A 17,693-nucleotide genomic window follows, 5' to 3' on the forward strand; every position below is an offset into this window, starting at 1 on the left:
ACTACGGGTGTTGCCCGGCTATCTATAAAGCTTAGACATTCGCTTCGATCTCTGGTGATCAAAGTGTGCGGATGATCACGTTTTAAAATCGGCCTTACAGCAGCTAAAAATCCACAACTGGCTGATAAAGCACGAATAAGTCACTTATTCCTGTGCTTTAAGTAGCGGTAAATTTCGGAGCATTCGTTTTGCAACGATTTGTGAATTAACCCGGTATTACGCAGTTGACCACCGCAGAACAGGGTCGTTCATTTTATCGCTGGGGAAAGAAATCAGAATACGCTCTTATTACGTTAGAGCAATGTTGCAATACCCGCCATACGGCGCGAGAGAAAGAGTAAAAACTCCCGGCGACACAGGCCGCCGGGAAGGGGATTAGCGGGGGATTTGCTGCGTGATGCAGTGGATGTTACCGCCGCCAAGCAGGATCTCGCGAGCCGGCACGCCAGTGATAATGAAATCCGGAAACATCTCAGTAAACAGCGCCTGCGCCGCGCCATCGGTCGCCGGGTCCAGCAGCGGGAAAATGATCTGCTGGTTGCTGACCAGATAGTTGACGTAAGAACCCGCCAGGCGGTTGCCTTCGTGACGCTCAATCGCCGTGCCTTTCTCGACGTCGCACGTCTCTTCCGCGCTGGCGTAAAGCGGCTGCGGAGAGGGCACTTTCCACACTTTCAGGCGACGACCCTGCGCATCTTCCACGCTTTGCAGCACGTCAAGCGCCGCCATGGAGCGGGCGTACTGCGGATCGTTTTCATCATCGGTCCAGTGCAGGGCAACTTCGCCCGGGCGCACAAAGCAACACATGTTATCGATATGACCGTCGGTCTCATCGTTAAACACGCCGTCCGGCAGCCAGATGATCTGCGTTACGCCAAGGTAGTCACGCAGCTGCTGTTCGATCTGCGCTTTGCTCAGGTTCGGGTTGCGGTTGGCGTTGAGCAGACACTCTGCGGTGGTCAGCAGGGTGCCTTCGCCATCAACGTGAATCGAGCCACCTTCCAGCACCAGGTCCGTGTGGTAGCACGGCATCTGATGGTAGTTTGCTACCTGCTCAGCCACTAACTGATCGCGATCCCAGCTGGCGTAGAGACCGCCGTTAAGGCCGCCCCATGCGTTAAATGTCCAGCTAATACCGCGTTTTTCGCCCGCAGCGTTAGTCACGACCGTCGGGCCGGTATCGCGCATCCAGGCGTCGTCGCTCTCCATCTCCACCAGCGTGACGTCGGCGGGCATTGCTGCCCGCGCTTTCGCCATTTCCGCTGCCGGCACGCCCATAATGACCGGCGTGGTACGGGAGATCGCTTTTGCCACCGCAGAGAAAGCCTGCTGCGCGGGCGCGGCGTCGGCACGCCAGTTATCCGTACGGTAGGGCCAAATCATCCACACGGCCTGATGTGGTGCCCACTCGGCGGGCATGCTGAATCCGTCTTTTACCGGCATGGTCAGCTGTGACATTACTTGCTCCTCACGCTGCCATCAGAGGTTGCCAGCGCGGTGTACATGTTCGGACGACGGTCGCGGAACAGGCCCCAGGAGGCGCGCTGTGCGGCAATCGCATCGAGATCGAACGTGTGAACCAGCACCGCTTCGCTGGTTTTGTTTGCCTGCTCAACCAGCGCACCGGTCTGATCGGCAATAAAAGAGGAGCCGTAGAAGGTCATTTCCAGGCCTTCAATATATTTGCTGGCTTCGGTACCGATACGGTTAGAGGCGATCACCGGTACAACGTTTGCGGCAGCGTGGCCCTGCTGGACGCGGGTCCAGTGCGGCTGGCTGTCGATATCCGGGTAAGCCGGTTCTGAACCGATAGCGGTCGGGTAGAAAATCAGTTCCGCGCCCTGCAGAGCCAGGCAGCGAGCCGTTTCCGGGAACCACTGATCCCAGCAGATGCCGACGCCGATTTTCGCATAGCGGGTGTTCCACACTTTGAAGCCGGTATCGCCCGGGATGAAGAACTGTTTTTCCTGGTACGCCGGGCCGTTCGGGATGTGCGTTTTACGGTAGGTGTCGAGCACGCTGCCGTCGGCATCAATCATCACCAGCGAGTTGTAGTAGGCATTGTTGCTCTTCTCGAACAGGCTCAGCGGCAGCACCACTTCCAGCTCTTTTGCCAGGGCAGAGAAATGTTTGATAAGCGGGCTGTTGTCCACTTCCTGCGCCAGCGCATAGTGCTCCGGGCTCTGATCGATGCAGAAGTAAGGCGCGGCGAACAGCTCCTGAATCAGGATAACCTGCGCGCCCTGGCGGTGAGCTTCACGTACCAGACGCTCGGCGTTCTGTACGTTTTTCTCCAGATCCCAGGTGCATGCCATTTGGGTGGCGGCGACAGTTACATTTCTCATAAACATCTCCCGTAGGTCTCGGTTCGGTTAGTGCAAAATTTCAGCACTTATTGTGGCGCAAACTATAGCAACGATCTGCGTTATGAATAAAATGTATTGTTATCATGAAAACATGAACAGGATGCATAATAGTGGTCGATTTAAATTTGCTGCGCCTTATCCCGATTCTGGCGAAAGAGAAAAACGTCACCCGCGCGGCGCAGAAGGCGAATTTGTCCCAGTCGGCCTTTAGCCACGCGCTGAACCGCCTGCGTGAACAACTGAAAGATGAGATGTTTATTCGCACCCATAGCGGCATGGAGCCGACGCCCTATGCGGCGCGGATGATCCCGGTGATTGAGAGCGCGCTGAGCAAGCTCGATACCGCAACGCGCGGGCCAAGCCACTTTGATCCGGCGCGTGATGCGCATACCTTCTATATCGGTGCGGTCGACTACTTCGAATTTATGTTTATGCCGGTGCTCACCGCGCGCTTTAAAACCATCGCGCCGAATGTGCGGCTCTCGGTGGATATTCTTTCGGAGACGATCAAGGTCGAACGTGTAGAGAACGGGCAGCTGGATGCATTTATCGGCGTCGAAAATGTGCAGCACATTCCGCACTACTTTAATAAGCACCGGCTTATCTCCGATCACTTTGTCGCCATCGCCTCGCTTGAGCGCAGCGATCTGCCGGAGCAGCTGACGATGCGCCATCTGGTCAGCGAGGCGCAAATCCACCTGCCCGCCGTCAGCTCCGGCGCAGACCATATCGACAACTGGCTCTTATCGCAGCACCTCTACCGCCCACTGGCAACGGTAGTGCAAAGCTACGCCGTCGGCGGCCGTGTCGCCGTGGCATCGGGGTATTTAATGTGCGTTCCGTTTCGTATCGCCCAGGAGCTGGCAAAGATGTTGCCGCTGCGCATCATGACGCTGCCGGAAGGCGCGCCGTCGTACGACTTACTGCTGCTCTCGCACCGCCTCTATGACTACCAGCCCGCCGTGCAGTGGCTGATCGATGAATTAAAAACGGTGCGGATATAGGAGGGCGGAATCTCAACGTAAGCCGCTTCCACATCACTTCTACCAAATAGTTACTCCGTGAATGTTTAGACTCTTTCTTTTTTGGTCCCAATTTTTGGGGCTTGATTCTAAATAAATTCCTGAATAAATATGCCTGCTGGAATGCATTCCGGCGTGGCGTTATATTGGGTCGCAGGAAGAAAATAATTAATACATGGAGTCACATATGAGCAACAAAGAGGGTACCCTTAGATTATTGACCTTAGGGGAGCTACGATTAGCCAGATCGGTTTTCGGTAATGCTATTCGTTATCATACTGTCTGGATACATCATGACAGCTATTTACCGTTCGGATTGCAGTTTGATAATTATGTCATGTCACCCAACGGCGAGATCTATTTTCGCGAATGGTATCGGGATGATTTTTCGACTAAAGAGGCTGATCTACAACATCTTTTTATCCATGAAATGATGCATGTGTGGCAGCGGGAACGGGGTATGCAAGTCTTCTTACGGGGACTTTACAGCTGGCGCGCAGATTATGGCTACAGATTAGACGGTCGCAAATTAGCGCAATATCCTCTTGAGCAGCAGGCTCAAATTGTCGCTGACCATTTCATACTTGAAACGCATGGGCTGCGGAAGTGGATTGAATTAAAAACCGCAGGAGTAGTAACGCTGAAAAATGTTGTGCAGTATGAAGAAGAATTAAAGAGCCTCTATAAAGTTGCATTAAGAAACTTTCCCACAGGGTTATAAAAAATGAAAAACTACTACGCCTTTCTCCCCTTATTATGCTTACCTCTACTTAGCGGCTGCCCGATGGGCGACCGTGTCGATCAGCGCTATAAGCCCGCCGAAACCGCCCCGGTAATGGTAAAAAACGCTCAGGTCTGTTTCACCATTAAAGACGCTGAAGATTATCAGCCCGCCTTTATTTCAATCGCGCCGCGCACCACCCCTTATAAAGAGCGTTGGTATCAACAAGCGCCGCGGTTAGCGGTAAAAGAGGGCAAAATGTGTATTCCACCTGGCCTCTATAAATTCCCTGACAGAGGGGAATTCATTACGACATTTGTGCTCTCCTCGAAAGCCAAAGCGCAGACCACGGCGTTTAATACGCGTCGCTTTAACGTTGCCTTCGCGATTGACGCAGGCCATGCGAAACCTATCGCCGTTAACGACAGCGAGTTTTAACGCGTTTCACTAAACGGTTGCTGTTTCCCACTCGTGCCGCGCCAGGCATTCGGCATCTGCTGCGCCAGCCACTCGGCTTGCGGGCCGGGCGTTGCGCTGGCCTGCTGCACAAAGAACCCTTGCGCCTCTTCGCGCAGCGCGTCCGGTGAGTGAGTGGGCGACTGCATCACCACCAGCACACCCTGGCGATCCGCGCAGTAGTACCACTGGCACTGAGCCACATACCCGAGGCTGCGCTCCACACGCATCTGGTGGAAGAAGAGCGGCTGATAGCGCTGGATAAGCGCCTGCATCTCCTCAATATCTTCTTCAACTGGCAGGAACAGCAGCAGCGCGTTGTCCTCCTCATGCGTATCCAGCATGAAGTGTTTCCCGGCCGCGATAAGCGGCGGCGCATCGGTTTCGGTCTCAACAGGAAAGAGAAAGGCGCTTAACAGGCGGGAGAGCGCCTGATGCAGCGCCTCGTCGCCGCCCGTCAGATGGGCTTGCCAGACCTGCTGAGTTGGCTGTGCGACAGAAGTTATCAGTTCGCGCGGCAGCTGCGCCAGTAAGCGGCGCACGGCGCTGCCTTGCATCTCACGGGCGCTCTCCTGCGCCAGCGCAAGACGCGCCTGCACCCCGGCGTTAGCATCCTCGCGGTGTAAAATCTGGTTAATTTCCGCCAGCAGGGACTGCATCAGCAGCGCCTCTCCGCAGAGGTGAAGCTGCCAGATCCCTTGCTCACGCTGCACGGTCAACACGCCGCCCTGGCGCGCGGCCCATGCGCTAAGCGGCCGCAGGCGTGATGCCAGCCACCAGCCGGTTTCATCGCTAAATGCCGTGGCAGGTTGTGGTCGCAGCCGCAGCGAAGCGTCGCCCGCAGCCGGTTGCCACGCCAGCGGCGCAGTGGCTGAAGGGAGCGCAGGCGCATGCAGCGGCGCAGGTGTCGGAAAGGGGGTAAACGAGACCGGCTCATCAGGTGCCGCTTGCGGCATGAAAGGAGCCAGCGTCAGGGTAAAGCCCTGGCTCTCAACGGTTTCACCGCGCACCTCAGGCGAGGCCCATAACCGGCTGGCGTGCACCGGGTTGAGGGCTGCCAGCAAGGCAGGCCAGCCGTCGGGATCGGGCGGCAGCAGGCCAATGGCGCGCGCGCGCAGTGCTTCAAGCGGTGCGAGCTGCATAAAAGCGTGCAGCGTAAAGCGGCAGAGCGCCTGGCATTGCGTCTCACTCAGGGCGCTGACGGCGTCAAGCCAGCGGAAGAAGAGGGATTCAACCTGTGCGGGGCTGACGGTTTCATCGCGCAGCGTAAAAGTGAACCGCAACCAGAGGGTTTCGGCATTCAGGCAATCGGCCTGTAGGTTGATGGCCGTTACCAGGTTGCGCTGACGCCAGATATCCATCAACCCGCCCGCGGTTTCGTCCACCAGCAGGGTTTCCAGCAGACGCAGTGCACCGCTGGCGGCGGCGGGAGGGGTAAAGCTCAGCACCAGCATGGTTTCGCGCGGCTGATGCAGCGCGCAATCTCCCCGTTCGAGGGTGAGCGGCATTACCGCATCGGCCTCTCTGGCAGAGGGAGGCGGCGCGGCGCTACAGCGCGCCAGCGCTTCGAGATTCTCCAGCGTTTGCGGCCCCTGTAAAAAGAGGCGCAGGTTCCCGGCGTGATAGTGCTGCTGGTGGAAAGCCTGCAACGCCTGCTGAAGCGGGGCGGCTTCGTCGCCAAAGCTTGCGTGGTTGCCGATGCGAAAACGCGCCAGTTGACCATCGCCATCCAGCATCTTTAGCAGAGCGGCTTCACGGCGTTTTTCCGCATCGTGCTGTAACAGGCGATATTCTGCGTCGATCACCGAGGCTTCGGCGAGGATCTCGCTCTCATTAAGCTGCGGCGTCACCAGCATATCGGTAAGGCGTAACAGCCCCGGCTCCAGCAGATCGGCAGGCACTTCAAAAAAGTAGGCCGTCTGCGCCAGCCGGGTTGAGGCATTAAGCCGCCCGCCCTGCGACGGTACCCAGCTGATTAGGCGCTGCGCCTGCGGAAAACCGAGGCTGCCGCGAAACAGCATATGCTCCAGCAGATGCGCCAGCCCCGGCCAGCCCTGCGGCTCTTGCAGGCTGCCGGCGTCGACGCACCACAGCGCAGCCGCCTGGCGCGCGTCGGGTTGATGCACCAGTGTGACGTGCAAACCATTGTCGAGGTGGAGCTGTCGGGTCTGCATGGTTAGCCTTTGACGATCAGTTGCGAGTTAACGCGGTTGCGAAAACGCAGTTCATGCACGCCGATGCGGCTATGGTTGGCCTCTTCGCGTGCCGCGAGAATGGTGCCGTGATGCGGCGATTTGCTGCATACCGGGTCGGCATTCGCCGCATCGCCGGTCAGCATATAGGCCTGGCAGCGGCAGCCACCATAGTCCTGCTCCTTCTCGGGGCAGGAGCGGCATGGCTCCGGCATCCAGTCGTTGCCGCGATAGCGGTTAAAGCCGAAGGAGTCATACCAGATGTGCTCCAGCGAGTGCTCCAGCACCGAGGGGAATTTCACCGGCAGCTGGCGCGCGCTGTGGCACGGCAGTGCGGTGCCTTCCGGGGTCACGCTTAAGAAGATCGCCCCCCAGCCGCCCATGCAGCCCTTCGGACGCTCCTCGTAGTAGTCCGGGGTGACAAACAGTAAGTTGGTCAGATTGCCGCTTTCCGCCATCTTCGCCCGGTAGTCACTGACCACCGCTTCGGCGCGGGCAATCTGCTCGCGGCTCGGCAGCAGCCCTTCACGGTTAAGCTGTGCCCAGCCGTAAAACTGACAGGTCGCCAGCTCAACATCATCGGCTTCCAGTTGTAACGCCAGGGCGATAATCCGGTCGATCTGGTCGATATTGTGCCGGTGTAAAACGAAGTTCAGCACCATCGGGTAGCCGAGCGCTTTGACCGCTTTCGCCATCGCCAGCTTCTGATGAAAGGCTTTCTCATTGCCCGCCAGCGCGGCATTCAGTTCAGGATCGCTCGCCTGGAAGCTGATCTGGATATGATCGAGCCCGGCATCGGCAAAGGTGTGCAGCTTCTTCTCGCTCAGGCCAATGCCCGAGGTGATGAGGTTGGTGTAAAACCCCATCCCGCGCGCGGCGGCAATCAGCTCCGGCAAATCTTTGCGCAGCAGCGGTTCGCCGCCGGAAAAGCCAAGCTGCACGCTGCCCATCGCCCGCGCCTGGCGAAATACCTCAATCCACTGCGCCGTGGTCAACTCCTGCTCCTGGGTCGAGAAGTCGAGCGGGTTGGAGCAGTAGGGGCACTGTAGCGGGCAGCGATAGGTCAGCTCCGCCAGCAGCCAGAGCGGCGGATTGACGCTTTTGGCGGCCTCAATCACGGAAAATCACCCACTTCTGCGCATAGGCCTGCGCCAGGAAATCGAGCACGTCAGCGGCGAGCTCTTCGGCGTCGGGAAACCGCGCCTCCAGCGTAGCGATAATCTCGCCCACGCTTTTAATACCATCGACTTCCGAGAGGATCGCCGTTGCGCTGTCGTTCAGCTTCGCCATCCCTTCCGGGTAGAGGATCACATGGCAATCCTGCGCGGCTTCCCACTGCAAACGGTAGCCCCGGCGAAAGGCGGGAATGTGATGTGCCTGAATGTGCATTACACCAGTCTCCTTGTGTGCCACACCGCGTCCGCGGTGACGGTGTGATAGGGCGCGCGATGAAGGCTGTAAGCCATGGTCATCGCATCAAGCATGCTCCAGAGAATGTCGAGTTTAAATTGCAGGATGTCGAGCATCCGCTGCTGCTTCTCAGCGGTGTCGCACCACTCCAGCGCCAGCGATAAACCGTGCTCGACATCGCGTCGCGCCTGGCCGAGACGGCTGCGGAAGTAGTCATACCCCTGCGGTTCAATCCACGTGTAGTGCTGCGGCCAGCTGTCGAGGCGCGACTGGTGGATCTGCGGCGCGAAGAGTTCGGTCAGCGAACTGCATGCCGCCTCCTGCCAGCAGGCGCGGCGGGCAAAGTTAACGTAAGCATCCACCGCAAAACGCACGCCCGGCAGCACCCGCTCTTCCGAGAGCAGGCTTTCGCGGGTTAACCCCACCGCTTCGCCAAGGCGCAGCCACGCTTCGATACCGCCTTCGCTTTCCCCCTCGCCATCGTGATCGAGAATGCGTTGCACCCACTGGCGGCGCACTTCCGGATGTGGGCAGTTGGCCATGATCGCCGCGTCTTTCAGCGGAATGCTGGTCTGGTAGTAAAAGCGGTTCGCGACCCAGCCCTGGATCTGCTCCCGCGTGGCTTCACCGTTATGCATCGCGATGTGATAAGGGTGATGAATATGATAGTACTGACCCTTCGCTCGTAATGCGGCCTCAAACTCCTCGGGCGTCAGGCATATTGCTTCACTCATGAAACCTCTTATAGCGCGATAACCATCCCGTCCCAGCTCACTTCAATCCCCTGTTGCTCAAGGCTTTTTCGTTCCGGGGAGGCTTCATTCAGGATCGGGTTGGTATTGTTAATATGAATTAAAATCTTGCGACGGGCGGGCAGCGTCGCCAGCAGGGATGCGAGACCCTGCTCTTCAGCCAACGCCAGGTGACCCATCGCTTTGCCACTGTGACCGCCCACGCCGGTGGCGCTCAGCTCGTTATCACGCCACAGCGTGCCGTCGATCAGCAGGCAGTCGGCGCGCTGCAACCACGGCATAATCGTCTCATCTGGCTCGCCAAGACCCGGCGCGTAAAGCAGGCTCTGCCCGCTGTTGCTGTCTTCAATAAACAGCGCCACGTTGTGCCCGGGTAACGGGCGATCGCGGTAGGGCGAGTAGGGCGGTGCATTGCTCAGCAGCGGGATAGCGGTAAAGTGCAACTGCGGGCAAACCGCCACCTGGAAGCGCGCCAGCGGCTCAACAGGGTGATGTCGCAGCCCGCCATTCCAGTGGCTGAGCATCGGGAAGACGGGAAAGCCGGTGCTGAGATCTTCATGCACTTCCGGCGTGCACCACACCTGATGTGGGCACCCTTCGCGCAGGCTTAGCAGCCCCGCGCTGTGGTCAATCTGGCTGTCGGTCAGGATAATCGCGCCAATGGCGGTACCGCGCAGCTTTTCGGGTCTGTTCAGCACAGGCGTGGCGCGTAATTGCTGGCTGATATCGGGCGAGGCGTTGCACAACACCCAGTTTTTGCCGTCATCGCTTATCGCAATCGACGATTGCGTGCGCGCTGAGGTTTGCATTGTGCCGTTACGCACTCCCGCGCAGTTCGGGCAGTTGCAGTTCCATTGGGGAAAGCCGCCGCCCGCTGCGGAACCTAAAACAGTAATCAGCATCTGTGTAAACCGGTAAGCAAAAAAGAGGAAGCCCGCAGCAAGGCGGGCGGGCGCGTTTAGCGGTTGGAAATATAGAGAGTGACTTCCAGACCTAAGCGCAGATCCACAAACGTTGGTTTAGTCCACATAGCGTAACTCCTTGGGATGAGAGGAGGTAACCCGCGTGCTTCAGTTACCCCAGGTCATATTCAGAACTCGCAGCCAGTTGCGCCAGGCAAGCTTCTCTGCCAACGACTGGCTGATGCCAGACGACGTCAGCAGGGCCATGAGTCGCGGTAGCCCCGTGACATCGCCCAACTCTTCCGGCAGGTCGATGCCGTCAAAGTCGGAGCCGAATGCTACACGATCCTCACCAAGTTTAGTAAGCAGATAGTCGATGTGTTGGAAAATTTTGTGTAAAGGAGTGCGGGCGTCGCGCTTGCCATCTTCACGCAGGAAGGCGGTGCCGAAGTTAACGCCCACCAGCCCGTCGCTGGCGGCAATCGCCTCCAGCTGAGCATCGGTGAGATTGCGCGGCTGCGGGCAGAGGGCGTGAGCATTGGAGTGGCTGGCGACCAGCGGCGCAGTGCTGAGGGCAGCGGTGTCCCAGAACGCCCGTTCATTCATATGCGAGAGGTCGATCAAAATTCGCCGTTGGTTGCAGGCGTGGATAAGCCGTTTGCCCGCCTCGCTCAGGCCCGGCCCGGTATCCGGCGAACCGGGAAAGCGGCCGTTTACCCCTTCGCCAAACACATTCGGCAGGTTCCAGAACGGCCCAATACTGCGCACGCCGCGTGCGACCAGCGCATCAAGCGGATCTAACTCTGCGTTTATGGCATCGGCACCTTCAATATGCAGCACCAGCGCAATGGTGCCATCTTGCAGGCACTGCGCAATCTCCTGCGCGCTGTGGCAGACGCGCATTCTGCCCTCTGAGGCGTCGACCATGCGGTAGAAGAGATCGATCTGCTGGTGGGTGATCCGGAGCGGATCGTGCAGCGCCTGCGCTTCAGCGGGCGTGATGCCGCGCATCTCTGCGATATAGCGAGCGGGCGGCACAAAGACGGCGAACAGCCCACCGGCAAAACCGGCGCGCTGCATGCGGGGAAAATCGAGATGGCCGCCGTTAAGGCCGCTGAAAACCTGTTCGACAGAAGTGTTTGGCTGCTCCATCCACAGGCGCAGCAGCAGATCGTTATGACCATCAAACACCGGAAATTGCGCTGCCATCATTGAAACCTTGTGTAAAAACAAACTGGCCGCGGGGGCCAGTTTGCGTGGAGCATTAACGCATGGTGACGAACTCTTCCGCCGCCGTCGGGTGGATAGCAACAGTGTTGTCGAAGTCCTTCTTGGTCGCGCCCATCTTCAGCGCCACGGCGAAGCCCTGCAACATCTCATCCATCCCGGAGCCGATGCCGTGAATACCGACAATCTTCTCCTCTGGCCCGACGCAGACCAGCTTCATGCGGCACGGCTGGCGGTGAGAGGTGACGGCGGTATACATCGCGGTAAAGGAGGATTTATAGACCTTCACCTGGTCGTCGCCATACTGCTTGCGCGCCTGCGGTTCGGTTAAGCCGACGGTGCCGATTGGCGGGTGGCTGAAGACCACGGTCGGAATATTGCTGTAGTCCAGATGCTCGTCCGGCTTGTTGTTAAACAGCCGCTCGGAGAGGCGACGACCAGCGGCCACGGCCACCGGCGTCAGTTCAACCGCGCCGGTGTTATCGCCCACCGCGTAGATGCCGGGAACGCTGGTGTTCTGGAACTTATCCACTTCGATATAGCCCTTGTCGTTGGTTTTCACACCGGTGGCGGCAAGGTTGAAGTTATCGGTTTCCGGTTCGCGGCCAATCGCCCAGATCAGGCAGTCGACGGTCTGCGAACGGCCATCTTCCAGCGTAATCGTCAGGCTGCCGTCGCCGTTTTTCGCAACCGCAGTCGGCACGGCGTGGGTGTGCAGGCTCGGGCCTTCTGCCGCCATCACTTCCACCAGCGTCTCGGAGATCATCGGGTCGAAGCTGCGCAGCGGCGCATGTTTACGCACAAAGAGGTGCGTTTCAGCGCCGAGACCGTTGATCACGCCCGCCAGTTCAACGGCGATATAGCCTGCGCCCACTACCGCAACGCGTTTTGGCAGCGCGGGCAGGGCGAAGAAGCCATCGGAATCGATGCCATATTCCGCGCCGGGAATCGACGGGTGGCTCGGGCGACCGCCGGTGGCGATCAGAATATGATCGGCGGTAATCGTCTCGCCGTTCACTTCCACGGTTTTGGCATCGACAAAGCGCGCAAAGCCGCGGATCACATCCACATTATTTTTGCCCAGCACGTTGTCATAAGAGGTGTGAATACGGTCAATGTAGGCGCTGCGGCTGGCGACCAGTTTGCTCCAGTCGAAGTGATTCACCGTGGTGTCGAAACCGTAATCCGGGCCGTAAAGATGGATCGCTTCGGCGATCTGCGCCGCATGCCACATCACCTTTTTCGGCACGCAGCCGACGTTAACGCAGGTGCCGCCCAGCTCTTTAGCTTCGATCAGCGCGCATTTTTGACCATACATGGCGGCACGGTTGATCGAGGCGATACCGCCGCTGCCGCCACCGATGGCGAGGTAGTCATAATGTTTGCTCATGGTCGTTTCCTTAATCCTGAACGAAGTCGACAGTCGTGGCGCGATTGTAACGCGCCGGGCGTAATGCGCCACCGATGGCTGCGATTACTCTGCTACTACCTGGTTTACCAGCGTATGGCCTGTACCGGCCGGGACCAGTTTCTTGTGCAGCCACGGCAGCACGTTGTTCATTTGCGCTTCGAGTTTCCACGGCGGGTTAATCACGATCATGCCGGAGGCGGTCATGCCGCGTTGATCGCTGTCCGGGCGCACGCCCAGCTCGATTTGCAGGATGTTGCGAATGCCGGTCGCTTCCAGATCGCGCAGCATGCGTTTGATCTGCTGGCGCATTACAACCGGATACCAGAGGGCGTACACGCCGGTGGCGAAACGTTTGTGGCCTTCGCTGATACCGCTTACCACTGCCTGGTAGTCGGTTTTGATCTCATACGGCGGGTCGATCAGGATCAGACCGCGGCGGGAGACCGGCGGCAGTTTGGCTTTTAATTGCTGATAGCCGTCGGCGCGCGCCACGCGAGTGCGTTCATCTTTCTGGAACTCCTGGCGCAGCAGCGGGAAGTCGCTCGGATGCAGCTCGGTCAGCATCAATGTGTCCTGCTCGCGCAGCAGCTGGCGGGCAATCAGCGGTGAGCCTGGGTAGTAACGCAGCTGCTCGCCACGGTTAAAGTGACGCACCACATTCATATAGGGTTCCAGCTCGGCGGGCAGATCGTCCTGCTGCCAGATGCGCGCAATCCCTTCCATATATTCACCGGTGCGCTCCGCATGCTCGCCGGAGAGCTGATAACGCCCCGCGCCAGCGTGGGTATCGAGATAGAGGAACGGTTTCTCTTTTTCTTTCAGCGCTTCGATGATCAGGCTCTGAACGGTGTGTTTGAGGACGTCGGCGTGGTTGCCCGCGTGGAAGCTGTGGCGATAACTGAGCATAGCGTTGGAGATTCCAGAAATTAAACGAGATTTCGCACAGTCTATCGCAGATCGCGGCGGATTACCGCTCAACCCTCCGCTTATTGCAGCGATACCCGGCTTAAGCGCACCCTCCGGCATTGAAATCTCCATAAGTTAGCCCCATGCTAATCAAACACCCTTTTCAACAGGACTGCGCATATGACCAACCCCCTTTTGACGCCTTTCGAGTTACCGCCGTTTTCCCACATTCGTCCTGAACACGTTGTCCCTGCGGTAACGAAAGCGCTGGACGACTGCCGAAACGCGGTTGAGAGCGTTGTCGCGCAGGGTGGCCCCTATACCTGGGCCAATCTTTGCCAGCCGCTGGCGGAAGTCGATGACCGCCTGGGTCGTCTCTTCTCTCCCGTCAGCCACCTGAATTCCGTGAAAAACAGCCCGGAACTGCGTGAAGCTTACGAACAGACCCTGCCGCTGCTCTCTGAGTACAGCACCTGGGTCGGCCAGCATGAAGGGCTCTATAACGCCTATCGCGATCTGCGCGATGGCGACCACTACGCTGAACTGAGCGTTGCCGAGAAAAAATCGGTCGATAACGCCCTGCGCGACTTCAAACTGTCGGGTATTGGCCTGCCGAAAGAGACGCAGAAACGCTATGGCGAAATCGCCGCGCGCCTCTCTGAGCTGGGCAACCTCTACAGCAACAATGTGCTCGATGCCACCATGGGCTGGAGCAAGCTGGTTACTGACGAATCTGAACTCTCCGGTATGCCGGAAAGCGCCTTAGCGGCGGCGAAAGCGCAGGCGGAAGCCAAAGAGCAAGAGGGCTATCTGTTAACGCTCGATATTCCGAGCTATCTGCCGGTGATGACCTACTGCGACAACCAGGCGCTGCGCGAAGAGATGTATCGCGCGTACAGCACCCGCGCCTCCGATCAGGGGCCGAACGCCGGTAAATGGGATAACAGCCCGGTGATGGCAGAGATCCTCGCCCTGCGTCACGAACTGGCACAGCTGCTTGGCTTTGAGAGCTATGCGGATAAATCACTGGCGACCAAAATGGCGGAAAACCCGGCGCAGGTGCTGGAGTTCTTAACCGATCTGGCGAAACGCGCGCGTCCGCAGGGCGAGAAAGAGCTGGCACAGCTGCGTGCTTTTGCGAAAGCGGAGTTTGGCGTCGACGATCTGCAACCGTGGGATATCGCCTACTACAGCGAAAAACAGAAGCAGCACCTCTACAGCATCAGCGATGAGCAACTGCGCCCGTACTTCCCGGAAAACCGCGCCGTTAACGGCCTGTTCGAAGTGGTTAAACGCATTTACGGCATTACCGCCAAAGAGCGTACCGATGTTGATGTCTGGCATCCGGAAGTGCGCTTCTTCGAACTGTATGACGAAAACAACGAGCTGCGCGGCAGCTTCTACCTCGATCTCTATGCCCGCGAGCACAAACGCGGCGGGGCGTGGATGGATGATTGCGTCGGCCAGATGCGCCGCGCCGACGGCACGCTGCAAAAGCCGGTCGCCTATCTCACCTGTAACTTTAACCGCCCGGTGAGCGGCAAACCGGCGCTCTTTACCCATGATGAAGTGATCACCCTGTTCCATGAGTTTGGTCATGGCCTGCACCATATGCTGACGCGGGTTGAAACCGCAGGCGTTGCGGGCATCAGCGGTGTGCCGTGGGATGCGGTCGAGCTGCCGAGCCAGTTTATGGAGAACTGGTGCTGGGAGCCGGAGGCGCTGGCGTTTATCTCCGGTCACTTTGAGACCGGCGAGCCGCTGCCGCAGGAGTTGCTGGATAAAATGCTGGCGGCGAAAAACTACCAGGCGGCGATGTTTATCCTGCGCCAGCTGGAGTTCGGCCTGTTCGACTTCCGTCTGCATGCGGAATTTAACCCGCAAGAGGGGGCGAAAATCCTCGAAACTCTGGCCGAAATCAAACGCCAGGTAGCGGTGATGCCTGGGCCGTCGTGGGGTCGTTTCCCGCACGCCTTTAGCCACATCTTTGCGGGTGGTTACGCAGCGGGTTACTACAGCTACCTGTGGGCCGATGTGCTGGCAGCCGACGCTTACTCCCGCTTCGAGGAAGAGGGCATTTTCAACCGCGAAACCGGGCAGTCGTTCCTCGATAACATCCTCACGCGCGGCGGTTCAGAAGAGCCGATGGAGTTGTTCAAACGCTTCCGCGGGCGTGAGCCGCAGATTGACGCGATGCTTGAGCATTATGGTATCGAAGGCTAACACTTGAAGATCTGTTTAGTGGATGAAACAGGCACCGGAGACGGTGCCTTATCCGATCTTATCGCCCGCTTTGGGCTGGAGCCGGATAACGACAACCTGATGGCGCTGGTTCGCACCCCGACTCATCTTGAGCTGCGTAAACGCGATGAACCGAAACTCGGCGGCATATTTGTCGATTTTGTTGCAGGCGCGATGGCGCACCGGCGCAAGTTTGGCGGCGGTCGCGGGGAAGCGGTGGCGAAAGCGGTCGGCATCAAAGGCAGCTATCTGCCGGAAGTGGTGGATGCGACTGCCGGGCTCGGGCGCGACGCCTTTGTGCTCGCCTCCGTCGGTTGCCGGGTCCGCATGCTGGAGCGCAATCCGGTAGTTGCCGCCCTGCTGGAAGATGGGCTTCAGCGCGGCTATGCCGATGCGGAAGTCGGCCCGTGGCTACGCGACCGGTTAACGCTGATTCACGCTTCAAGCCTCTCGGGGCTTGCGGATATTACGCCGCGCCCGCAGGTGGTCTATCTCGATCCGATGTTTCCGCACAAGCAGAAGAGCGCGCTGGTGAAAAAGGAGATGCGGGTCTTTCAGTCGCTGGTTGGCCCGGATCTTGATGCCGATGGTTTACTGGAGCCTGCGCGTCAGTTAGCGATTAAACGCGTTGTGGTAAAGCGGCCCGACTATGCGCCGCCGCTGGCCGGCGTCGCCACGCAATCTGCGGTGGTGACTAAAAGCCACCGGTTCGATATCTACCCCGGCTCCGGGGAATAAAAAAGCCCGGTGGCGTTGCGCGCACCGGGCGGTATTCAGGCTACTGATGAAAGGTCAACGAACGATTATTCGTCCTCTTCATCGCGCAGCGGGACAATCAGCATATCCACATGAACGGTGTTAATCAGCTGGCGCGCGGAGGACATCAGTTTGCTCCAGAAGTCCTGATGATGGCCGCACACCACCAAATCCATATCATATTTTTTGATCGCGTCGACCAGCACCTGGCCCAGATCGCCGCTGCCGCTGAGGGTTTCGGTAATCGGATAGCCTGCGTTGGTGGAGAGCTCCGTCAGCGCATGGTGCGTTTCGTCGGAGATGCGCTTTTGCATATCGCCGAGGTTAACGTCGATAAGGCCGGTGTAGAGATCGGAGTAGTTCACATCGACATGAATCAGTGAAATCTTTGCGTTGTAAGGGCGCGCCATAGAGACGGCTTTATCAACCAGCAGCTTGCTTTCAGGGGAGAGATCGACGGCGATAAGGATGTGTTTGTAAGCCATAATGTTACTCCTTCCATAAGTTGTCGATGGCCATCCGGGGGAAACCCTGATGGGGTTGCGCTGCGCTCGCATCCTGCGTTGTACGTGAGCGTTGCGCCCGACTTTTCAGGTCGCATTCAAAATGATTCCTACCTTATAACGCTCTAACAGCACCGTCAATCAACCTGGATCACGATTCACTTACGTAATATTTACAGCGAGATGCAGGGATATGCGTTCGCTTGTGGCAAAAAAAGAGCGCTATCTCCTACACTATTAAGAAACCGTACGGAAGAGAGAGACGGTGTCCCGAAGTTGTCCTGTTTCTTTGCGCGAGGTCAACTACGGAACATCGCCTTCGTTGTGGTCCGTCCGGAGCCTTGGTTACACTCTTTGTTGTCTACCTTAGTGGGGTTTTCAGGAGCGTGAGCGCTGGAGTGAAACTCTGTGGGCTCTCGCCGGGGAGGGGATATGGTGATCAGCACTGTTGCGCTATTTTGGGCTTTGTGTGTGGTGTGTGTGGTGAACATGGCGCGTTATTACTCATCGCTGCGCGCCCTGTTGGTGGTACTTCGCGGATGCGATCCCTTGCTGTATCAATATGTCGATGGCGGCGGGTTTTTTACCGCCCACGGTCAGCCGAGCAAGCAGATGCGGCTGGTGTGGTACATCTATGCCCAACGTTACCGCGATCACCATGACGATGAGTTTATTCGCCGCTGCGAGCGGGTGCGCCACCTGTTTATTTTGACCAGTTCGTTATGCGGGCTGGTGGTGCTGAGCCTGATTGGGCTGATGATTTGGCACTGAGCGCTGTTTTGATAAATGCCTGATGGCGCTGCGCTTATCAGTCCTACGGGGACCGGG

Annotated in this window: 18 protein-coding genes; 6 read left to right on the top strand and 12 right to left on the bottom strand. The window is 58.1% G+C overall.

Annotated elements, in window-relative coordinates:
• Window positions 1-375: 375 nt before the first annotated feature.
• Window positions 376-1,458 (bottom strand): agmatine deiminase, encoded by a 1,083-nt coding sequence (gene aguA / locus N7V53_RS16440; protein WP_279794051.1) that lies wholly within the window; start codon window positions 1,456-1,458, stop codon window positions 376-378.
• Complete coding sequence (gene aguB, locus N7V53_RS16445) at window positions 1,458-2,345, bottom strand: N-carbamoylputrescine amidase (RefSeq protein WP_023481996.1); 888 nt, start codon at window positions 2,343-2,345, stop codon at window positions 1,458-1,460. The genes aguA and aguB overlap by 1 nt, the downstream gene beginning before the upstream one ends.
• A gap of 131 nt (window positions 2,346-2,476) precedes the next feature.
• On the opposite strand from aguB, the gene N7V53_RS16450 reads away from it, so the two are divergent.
• The 3 genes from N7V53_RS16450 to N7V53_RS16460 all read left to right on the top strand — a co-directional run bounded on the left by N7V53_RS16450 (window position 2,477) and on the right by N7V53_RS16460 (window position 4,547).
• Window positions 2,477-3,370: a LysR family transcriptional regulator gene (locus tag N7V53_RS16450; protein ID WP_023482113.1), complete on the top strand. Its 894-nt coding sequence runs from the start codon at window positions 2,477-2,479 to the stop codon at window positions 3,368-3,370.
• 205 nt (window positions 3,371-3,575) lie between these two features.
• Window positions 3,576-4,109, top strand: coding sequence for a type VI secretion protein (locus N7V53_RS16455; protein ID WP_279794054.1), 534 nt, complete (start codon window positions 3,576-3,578; stop codon window positions 4,107-4,109).
• A gap of 3 nt (window positions 4,110-4,112) precedes the next feature.
• Window positions 4,113-4,547 carry a putative T6SS immunity periplasmic lipoprotein gene (locus tag N7V53_RS16460; RefSeq protein WP_279794056.1) on the top strand — a complete coding sequence of 145 codons (435 nt, stop codon included), beginning with the start codon at window positions 4,113-4,115 and terminating at the stop codon, window positions 4,545-4,547.
• On the opposite strand, the gene pqqF is transcribed toward N7V53_RS16460, so the two are convergent.
• From pqqF to N7V53_RS16505, 9 genes are all read right to left on the bottom strand, one after another.
• Complete coding sequence (gene pqqF / locus N7V53_RS16465) at window positions 4,544-6,739, bottom strand: pyrroloquinoline quinone biosynthesis protein PqqF (protein ID WP_279794057.1); 2,196 nt, start codon at window positions 6,737-6,739, stop codon at window positions 4,544-4,546. The genes N7V53_RS16460 and pqqF overlap by 4 nt on opposite strands.
• A gap of 2 nt (window positions 6,740-6,741) precedes the next feature.
• Window positions 6,742-7,872, bottom strand: coding sequence for a pyrroloquinoline quinone biosynthesis protein PqqE (pqqE, locus tag N7V53_RS16470; RefSeq protein WP_279794106.1), 1,131 nt, complete (start codon window positions 7,870-7,872; stop codon window positions 6,742-6,744).
• On the bottom strand, window positions 7,868-8,146 hold the full coding sequence (pqqD, locus tag N7V53_RS16475; protein ID WP_279794058.1) for a pyrroloquinoline quinone biosynthesis peptide chaperone PqqD: 279 nt from the start codon (window positions 8,144-8,146) through the stop codon (window positions 7,868-7,870). The genes pqqE and pqqD overlap by 5 nt, the downstream gene beginning before the upstream one ends.
• On the bottom strand, window positions 8,146-8,901 hold the full coding sequence (gene pqqC, locus N7V53_RS16480) for a pyrroloquinoline-quinone synthase PqqC (RefSeq protein ID WP_076769366.1): 756 nt from the start codon (window positions 8,899-8,901) through the stop codon (window positions 8,146-8,148). The genes pqqD and pqqC overlap by 1 nt, the downstream gene beginning before the upstream one ends.
• A gap of 8 nt (window positions 8,902-8,909) precedes the next feature.
• On the bottom strand, window positions 8,910-9,821 hold the full coding sequence (gene pqqB, locus N7V53_RS16485) for a pyrroloquinoline quinone biosynthesis protein PqqB (RefSeq protein ID WP_279794059.1): 912 nt from the start codon (window positions 9,819-9,821) through the stop codon (window positions 8,910-8,912).
• Between the two features lie 56 nt (window positions 9,822-9,877).
• A complete protein-coding gene (gene pqqA / locus N7V53_RS16490; RefSeq protein ID WP_071789594.1) occupies window positions 9,878-9,949 on the bottom strand; it encodes a pyrroloquinoline quinone precursor peptide PqqA in 72 nt (23 codons plus the stop codon).
• 40 nt (window positions 9,950-9,989) lie between these two features.
• On the bottom strand, window positions 9,990-11,030 hold the full coding sequence (locus tag N7V53_RS16495) for a dipeptidase (protein ID WP_279794060.1): 1,041 nt from the start codon (window positions 11,028-11,030) through the stop codon (window positions 9,990-9,992).
• Between the two features lie 55 nt (window positions 11,031-11,085).
• On the bottom strand, window positions 11,086-12,438 hold the full coding sequence (gorA, locus tag N7V53_RS16500) for a glutathione-disulfide reductase (RefSeq protein ID WP_279794061.1): 1,353 nt from the start codon (window positions 12,436-12,438) through the stop codon (window positions 11,086-11,088).
• A gap of 84 nt (window positions 12,439-12,522) precedes the next feature.
• Window positions 12,523-13,365: a 23S rRNA (adenine(2030)-N(6))-methyltransferase RlmJ gene (locus N7V53_RS16505; RefSeq protein WP_128481943.1), complete on the bottom strand. Its 843-nt coding sequence runs from the start codon at window positions 13,363-13,365 to the stop codon at window positions 12,523-12,525.
• A 180-nt stretch (window positions 13,366-13,545) separates the two neighbouring features.
• On the opposite strand from N7V53_RS16505, the gene prlC reads away from it, so the two are divergent.
• Window positions 13,546-15,588 (top strand): oligopeptidase A, encoded by a 2,043-nt coding sequence (gene prlC, locus N7V53_RS16510; protein WP_023482076.1) that lies wholly within the window; start codon window positions 13,546-13,548, stop codon window positions 15,586-15,588.
• Between the two features lie 3 nt (window positions 15,589-15,591).
• Window positions 15,592-16,344 carry a 16S rRNA (guanine(1516)-N(2))-methyltransferase RsmJ gene (gene rsmJ / locus N7V53_RS16515; RefSeq protein WP_200580951.1) on the top strand — a complete coding sequence of 251 codons (753 nt, stop codon included), beginning with the start codon at window positions 15,592-15,594 and terminating at the stop codon, window positions 16,342-16,344.
• A gap of 65 nt (window positions 16,345-16,409) precedes the next feature.
• Here rsmJ and uspA read toward each other — a convergent pair whose 3' ends face one another.
• Complete coding sequence (gene uspA, locus N7V53_RS16520) at window positions 16,410-16,847, bottom strand: universal stress protein UspA (protein WP_023482018.1); 438 nt, start codon at window positions 16,845-16,847, stop codon at window positions 16,410-16,412.
• A 453-nt stretch (window positions 16,848-17,300) separates the two neighbouring features.
• Here uspA and uspB point away from each other — a divergent pair, with 453 nt between their 5' ends.
• Window positions 17,301-17,636: a universal stress protein UspB gene (uspB, locus tag N7V53_RS16525; protein WP_023481978.1), complete on the top strand. Its 336-nt coding sequence runs from the start codon at window positions 17,301-17,303 to the stop codon at window positions 17,634-17,636.
• Window positions 17,637-17,693 lie beyond the last annotated feature (57 nt).

This window comes from Kosakonia sp. HypNH10, assembly GCF_029850615.1.
GTDB classification, from domain to species: Bacteria; Pseudomonadota; Gammaproteobacteria; order Enterobacterales; family Enterobacteriaceae; genus Kosakonia; species Kosakonia cowanii.